Source organism: Candidatus Proelusimicrobium excrementi, from assembly GCF_937881865.1.
GTDB lineage: Bacteria > Elusimicrobiota > Elusimicrobia > Elusimicrobiales > Elusimicrobiaceae > Proelusimicrobium > Proelusimicrobium excrementi.
This window is the reverse complement of record NZ_CALGEO010000112.1, coordinates 1-4,815: the sequence shown is the minus strand read 5'-3', so window position 1 is coordinate 4,815 and position 4,815 is coordinate 1. Positions and strand designations below refer to the sequence as shown.

Sequence of the window (4,815 nt, the reverse complement as noted above, 5' to 3'; positions counted from 1 at the left end):
AATAAATGCAATCAGTATTCTAACAGCAAAATGCCGGGGGCTGAGAACGGGGCCTTTGTCAAAGCTTTTAAAAATGAGAGAGGCGGCGGATATATGCCGGAAGTTGAAATAAGCGTTGATTTGAAACCTAATAATATCGCGCTGAAAGACGTGTTTTCAAGCGATGTCTTAAATAAGATTTGCGGAGATGAGGCTTTTCTTAGCGGTGAAAAGAAAGAAATCGACCTTGGCAACGGGCGCAGTTTAAGGAACACCACTCACGAGAAAGGCGGCCCCGGCGCAAAGGGCAAGAAACATATCCATTACGAGCAACAGCGCAACGGCTACCGCTGCAATCACTCTATAGAGTTTGACGATCAGGGCGGAAGTTTTTTAAAACAGATGAGGAAGATTTGCAGTCAGGGCAGGCGTCCGTCTTGAGCCTGCAAGGGTATTTTTACTCGCGAGCTGCCGGTCTATTTTGCTAGCAGACTTTGCTTAACCGTGTATTTAGGCGAATGTTTACTCATGTAAACGTGCGTATTCACGGCTAGCAGACTTCCGCATTGGGCCTGCTTTATGTTTTTTGCTCGGTCTATATTTATCTTTCACGGCTAGCACTTTTCTATCGCTGAATTAAAAAAGCCCGCTCACAAAGAGCGGGCTTTAAATTTACTTCTAGGCTTAAGGCTATTTAAGCAAAGCTTTTCTTGAAAGCCTTACTTTGCCGTTATTATCGATTTCGACTACTTTAACTTCCACGATATCGCCTAAAGCAAGAACATCCTCGACTTTATTGATTCTCTTTTTGTCAATCTCGGAGATATGCAGAAGTCCGTCTTTACCGGGCAAGAGTTCCACAAATGCGCCGAAAGGTTGTATTGAAACTACTTTGCCTTTATAGATTTGATTGACTTCCACATCTTTAGTCAGGAGTTCGATTTCAGCCTTGGCCGCCTGCAATTTATCGTCATTGGCGGCGGCTATCATTACTTTACCGTCGTCGTTGATGTCGATTTTGGTTTCGGTGGCTTCGGTGATTCTCTTAATGTTCTTGCCGCCGGGGCCGATTAACGCGCCGATTTTATCTTGCGGGATAGTCATCGTGTAGATAACGGGCGCTTTCTTGGAGATATTCGGTCTGGGGTCTTTAAGGGTGCTTTCCATGTGATCCATAATGAAAAGTCTGCCGCGGGTGGCTTGGGCGATAGCTTTTCTGAGCACGTCCAAGGAAATGCCGCTTGCAAGCTTAAGATCCATTTGGAAGGCGGTAATGCCTTTTCTGGAGCCGGTAAGCTTAAAGTCCATGTCGCCTAAGTGGTCTTCAAGGCCCATGATGTCTGAAAGGACGGCGTATTTGTCGCCTTGCGTGATTAAGCCCATGGCGATGCCGGAGCAGGTGCCTTTCATCGGCACGCCGGCGTCAAACAGAGCCAAAGAACCGCCGCAAACGCTCGCCATTGAGGAGGAACCGTTTGATTCCATAATGTCGGAAACAACCCTTATGGTATAAGGGAATTCGGCTTCGCTAGGCAAGAGGGGGAGTAAAGCCCTTCTGGCAAGTTCGCCGTGGCCGATTTCGCGTCTGCCGGGGGATCTGTCGGGTTTGCATTCGCCTGTGGCGAAACCGGGGAAGTTATAGTGAAGCATAAACTTCTCGTCATAGGTTTCTTCAAGGCCTTCAACCATTTGCGCGTCGTCGGCGGTGCCTAAAGTGGCGACTGCCAAGGACTGCGTCTGCCCTCTGGTAAACAAAGCGGAACCGTGCGCGCCGGGAAGTAAGCCCACCATGGAGCTAAGCGGGCGGATTTCTTCCGTCTTTCTGCCGTCTACGCGGACGCCTTCGTTAAGAACCATTGCGCGGGATTCTTCATAAGCGAGCATTTCCATGGCAAAATCGGCATAGGCCTGAGCCTGTTCCGGGTATGCTTCGGTAAGTTCGTTTTTGAAAGTTTCCTTAAGCTGGGCGATTTTGGTATCCCTGGTTTGTTTGTCGTAGAAACCGTGAAGGATGTTTTTTACTTCCGCTCTGTATTTGTTGTTGGAAATATCAAGAACGTCCTGCGGTAAGGTTTCCGCGGCGAATTCAAATTTCGGTTTGCCGGCTTTTTCCCTTAAGTCAAGCTGGGCCTGGCAAAGCTTTTTGATTTCGGGCTGGGCGATTTCAATGGCTTTTACCAAAGCTTCTTCTTCGACTTCGTGCGCGCCGCCTTCAACCATCATAATGCCGTCTAAAGTGCCGGCAATTACAAGGTCCATATCCGCGGTTTTGCGCTCTTCAATCGTAGGGTTGATTACATATTGGCCGTTTATTCTGTTTACTCTTACGCCGGCTACCGGGGTGGTAAACGGAATGGAGGAAATTACGGTGGCCGCGCTGGAAGCGGCTATGCTGAGCACGTCGCTGTCATTTACGCCGTCGGCCGAAATTACCATGGCGGTAATATTGACTTCGCAAGCGAAGCCTTCCGGGAAGAGCGGCCTCATTGAGCGGTCGATCAGACGGGAAGATAAAGTTTCTTTCTTGCTGGGTCTTGATTCTCTTTTAAAGAAACCGCCGGGGATTTTGCCCGCGGCGTAAGTTCTTTCTTTATAGTTTACCGTAAGAGGCACGAAATCTTGCAAACCGGGTTTTTGGTTTTTATCTGAAACCGCGGCGGCGAGCACCATCGTGTCGCCAAGTCTTGCCACTACGGAGCCGTCAGATTGTTTGGCTATAAGACCGGTTTCAAAGGTAATGGTCTTGCCGCCTACTTCAACGCTGAGGCTTGTTGGTGTTGTGTTGGTCATTGATTATTTCCTTATTTTGAGTTCTTTTGTTAATTGCTGATATTTGGCAAAATCGTTCTTTTTGAGATAAGCTAAAAGTCTTTTTCTCTGGCCTACGAGTTTTACAAGGCCTCTTTCGCCGGCGAAGTCTTTCGGGTTGGCTTTGAGGTGGTTCGTAAGATACTGAATCCTTTCGGTGATTAAAGCAATCTGTACGGAAGCACTGCCGGTATCGTTAGCGCTCTGCTGGAATTTTGAGATTATGTCTTTTCTGTCTTTTACTGTTAATGCCATTATTTTGTACACTTAGATTAATAACTTCATACCGAGTATGGGCCTGCGCTGCAATCAATTTGCATGACTGATAAGCCCGCACCAAGCAAGAGTTTAATCTTCTCCTTATTTATATTGTATCTTAACAGATACACATATATTATAACATATTATCGTAGGCGCAATGCCCGTAAAAAGGCTGGGCGAAAGTATTTTTTAATCCTTTAAAAGGGAAAGGCAGCCTAGGGGTAAAGGCTGCCTTGGAGGGTAAATTGAAATATCTTTCTTCGTTGTATTTATACTTTATCTAATTGTGCATATGCTTTGAAAGGGCCTAAGGGCCCAAAATAAAGAGTAATTTGGGCCTAGGCTTTTATGGGCCTTACGGGCAAAGGGTTTTGGCGGCTTCGGCGCGGCTATAAAGCATTGTACTTCCGCATCATTTTTTTATAGTCATCGTCCGTGATTCTTAAATCGTTTTTCAGCTTTTGCCGTTCTTTTTCCGGGAGAGCTGTTTCGCTCCCCTGCGGCAAAGTGAATTTGCCGTCGATTATTTCGCCGGGGATATTATCTTCCAACGGAAGGAAAGAACGTTTCTTTAAAAGGGCTCTGTCCATTAAAGTTATCAGCCCTGTAATATCATCTGCGGAAATGATGCCGTCGGAGTAGCGCATGATGCCCGCTCCTCTAAAGGGGGAGGAGTATTCTTTATCGTGTGTATATTGACCTTCATACTCATCCGCTAAGCCTAAAGCGTGGCCTACTTCATGCTGCATTGTTGTATAAGTCATCGGTAAATCTTGCGGAGAAAATGACGTAATTTTTCCGTCTTTCAGATTTTTGATATATTCTAGGGCTTTTTTAAATTTTTTCTTTGACGTTTTTGACACCGTGATATCCAACCCGCCGAGTTCAAGCCAAACTTTACCGCGCAGTTGTTTCTTCGTTTCTAAAATGCATATCTGCAAAGGGCTGCCGAATCTGCTGCCTTGTTTGACAAAATAAGAACGGTCGGTTCTGTTGCATATTGCGGAGTCGGAAACTATTTCAATATCGGTTTGGCTTCTAGTTTGGGAAGAACATTTGCCTTTATTTACAATGGGCAAAGGCCTTTTTAACAAATCTATAATGTCTTTGAACTCTTCGGCCCGGTTTGATTTTTCCAGCCAATCGGCGGATTCCAGCGTCCAGCTTCTGACGGAGGCCTCAAAAAAGAGGGATAGATAATAATCCTCGGTTAACTCGGGGGTTCCGTAGGTGCAATAGCGGATTTCTCTTTGGTTGACTATATTGTATACCAAAAATCTGCCATAGCTGCCGTTTTGCGGAAGATGACTCCAGGAAGCTCCGCTCAAAATCACGGACGATAAAATAAACGTAAATACGGATAAAATGTATTTCATATAGGGATTATTGCATTTTAATGTTTTGAAGACAAGGGCCCAAAGGCCCGCGGAAAAGGAAAAAAGGGCCTATATCCCGGCCTATGCGCGGATTTTTTGCGCGCCGATGTTAAAAAAATTCAGATTTATTGCTTTATTTGGGTCAATTTAATAGAATATCAATGTAATAGAAGTTTTGTACGACGTGGAAGACGTTGGTTTTCCGCGCGTTATTTCGTTTATGGAGAGTTCTATGGCAGCTAAAAAGACTGTGAAAGCCGCAAAGAAAGTTTGCGCGAAAGCCGCTTGTAAAAAGCAGGCGAAAGTCAGTAAGAAAGGATTTGTATATCACTTCGGCGCAGGAAAGGCCGACGGTAACGGGGCGATGAAAGAGCTCCTCGGCGGAAAGCGT

General features: G+C 45.8%; 4 protein-coding genes. 1 reads left to right on the top strand and 3 read right to left on the bottom strand.

The window, feature by feature from the left end; genetic code table 11:
• Nucleotides 1–420: hypothetical protein (locus tag ACQY26_RS05100; RefSeq protein ID WP_428048065.1), on the top strand; the 420-nt coding region annotated here is incomplete at its 5' end.
• Nucleotides 421–669: 249 nt separating this feature from the next.
• Here ACQY26_RS05100 and ACQY26_RS05095 read toward each other — a convergent pair.
• From ACQY26_RS05095 to ACQY26_RS05085, 3 genes are all read right to left on the bottom strand, one after another.
• On the bottom strand, nucleotides 670–2,769 hold the full coding sequence (locus ACQY26_RS05095; RefSeq protein ID WP_428048063.1) for a polyribonucleotide nucleotidyltransferase: 2,100 nt from the start codon (nucleotides 2,767–2,769) through the stop codon (nucleotides 670–672).
• 3 nt (nucleotides 2,770–2,772) lie between these two features.
• Nucleotides 2,773–3,042, bottom strand: coding sequence for a 30S ribosomal protein S15 (gene rpsO, locus ACQY26_RS05090; RefSeq protein ID WP_428048062.1), 270 nt, complete (start codon nucleotides 3,040–3,042; stop codon nucleotides 2,773–2,775).
• A gap of 395 nt (nucleotides 3,043–3,437) precedes the next feature.
• Nucleotides 3,438–4,424 (bottom strand): hypothetical protein, encoded by a 987-nt coding sequence (locus ACQY26_RS05085; protein ID WP_428048060.1) that lies wholly within the window; start codon nucleotides 4,422–4,424, stop codon nucleotides 3,438–3,440.
• Nucleotides 4,425–4,815: the final 391 nt, after the last annotated feature.

Coding starts and splice junctions, on each gene's coding strand:
- ACQY26_RS05095 (WP_428048063.1), bottom strand. CDS start 2,769: ATGACCAACACAACACCAACAAGCCTCAGCGTTGAAGTAGGCGGCAAG.
- rpsO (WP_428048062.1), bottom strand. CDS start 3,042: ATGGCATTAACAGTAAAAGACAGAAAAGACATAATCTCAAAATTCCAG.
- ACQY26_RS05085 (WP_428048060.1), bottom strand. CDS start 4,424: ATGAAATACATTTTATCCGTATTTACGTTTATTTTATCGTCCGTGATT.